The 1,816-nt window shown below is 71.1% G+C and carries 2 protein-coding genes; both read right to left on the bottom strand.

Features of this window, described 5'->3' with window-relative positions; genetic code table 11:
• On the bottom strand, window positions 1-406 hold a 406-nt coding region (locus tag ABD993_RS36480; RefSeq protein ID WP_345428968.1), incomplete at its 3' end, for an ATP-binding protein.
• On the bottom strand, window positions 403-1,816 hold a 1,414-nt coding region (istA, locus tag ABD993_RS36475; RefSeq protein WP_345428966.1), incomplete at its 5' end, for an IS21 family transposase. The genes istA and ABD993_RS36480, both read right to left, overlap by 4 nt.

Raw genomic sequence — 1,816 nt, 5'->3', positions numbered from 1 at the left:
TGAAGTAGATCGAGTGTCCGGCTTGGCAGGCGGCGACGGCGAGCGCGACGGCGATGTGGGTCTTCCCGGTGCCGGGTGGGCCGAGTAGGGCGATGTTGCCGCGGGCCTCGACGAACGCGAGTGCGGCGAGGTCACGGATTTTGCGGACGTCGAGGTCGGGTTGGAAGGCGAAGTCGAACTCGTCGAGGGTCTTGTGGTGCGGCAGCCCGGAGAGCTTGAGCGCGGTGCGGAACCGGCGTCCCTCGCGCAGCCCGAGCTCCTCGCCGAGGATGGTGTCGATGAACTCGCGGTAGCCCATGGAGTCGGCCTCGGCCCGCTCGACGAGCAGGGCGAGGTTCTCGGCCAGGTGCGGCAGCCCGAGCCGGGTCGCGTGGGCGGTGATCCGGCTGGTGATCAGCTCACTCATGCCGCACCAACCAACGACTCACCGGTGTTCTGCGCCGCGCTCTCGGCTGAAACATCGGGCGACGGATCCGGTGGTGTGGTCAGCCCGACGAGACGGTCGTAGTAGGCCAGCGGGCGTCGAGCGACGGCGACCTCGAGCGCGGCTCTGGCCTCACCGAACACCATCGACCCCGACATCGCGGAGACCGGCTGCTGCTCCGAGACCTGCTGCGCGGCAACAGGTTCGGGATCAAGGGCATCCAGGGTGGTGGAGCGGGTGTGGCCGTCGGGAAGCTCGGCCCAGTGCCCGGGGTCGACGACCATCTGCCCGCGAACGGCCGCGAGTGGGTGCCGCGCCAGGAGCATCGAGGTCCGGTCGGGGCTGTCGACGGGCAGCCGCCAGATCTCCAGGTGCTCGACCCCGACGCGGACCTCGACCCGCTGCCCGGCCTTCGTGGGGCGGCGGTCGGCGGCTCGGGCGGCGACGGAGTAGGAGGACCCGGCGAAGGAGATCAACGCGTCCCTCCCGACGCGACGCAGGTGGGTCTCGGTGACCGCATACCCGAACTGCGGCAACGGGCCCAGCGCGGCGTGGTCGCGAAGGGCGCGGACGCCGATGACCTCGCCGTGGGTGCGGTGGACCTGGCGGCGTCGGATCGGCACCCACGCGGCGAACGCCGCATCCAGCTCCGCCAGCGTGCTGAAGCGGCGTCCGGACAGGACGTGGTCACGCCCGATGCGCACCTGCCGCTCGACCCGGCCCTTCCCGGTGGGCCGGTAGGCGGCGAGCACGTCGATGGCGAACCCGTAATGCGCCGCGAACGCCGCCGCCTGCGGGTGCAGCGGGACCGCCCGCCCGGGAGCGACGTGGCGGCGCACGACGGTCTTGGTGCGGTCGTAGACGATCGTGGCCGGGACCCCGCCGAAGTGGGCGAATGCCCGGCGGTGACAGTCGAAGAACGTGGCCAGGTCCTGGCTGGTGGTGAAGCAGATGAACGGGTCCCGCGAGTAGGACAACGTCATGTGGAACGAGTAGACCTTGCGCCCCTGCCCGCCCGCGGTGAGCAGGGCACCCTCGTCGCCCCAGTCGACCTGGGCCTGCGCGCCGGCGACGACCTCAAACCGGCGGTGCAGCCCCGGCGGGCGCCCCTGGGCGTCGGACTCCAGCTCGATCCGCGCTCTCGCCTGCGCGCAGTAGACCTTGATCCGCTGGTAGTGCCCGGTGAAGCCGTAGTCGGCGACCAACCGCTCATGGATCACCGTGGCCAACAAGCCCGGATCATCTGCGAGCCAGGCGTCGATCACATCGGTGAACGGGTCGACCAGCCTGGGCACCGTGCCCGCCCGTGAGCTCGCCCGCGGCGGTGCGCTCGGGGCGTCCGGCGAGAGATACTTCTTCGCCGTCCTCCAGTCACAACCCGCTTGAGCTGCG

Source organism: Pseudonocardia xishanensis (assembly GCF_039541715.1).
Taxonomy (GTDB): domain Bacteria; phylum Actinomycetota; class Actinomycetes; order Mycobacteriales; family Pseudonocardiaceae; genus Pseudonocardia; species Pseudonocardia xishanensis.
Note: the sequence above shows the minus strand (reverse complement) of the source record. Positions and strands in the feature narration are given on the sequence as shown.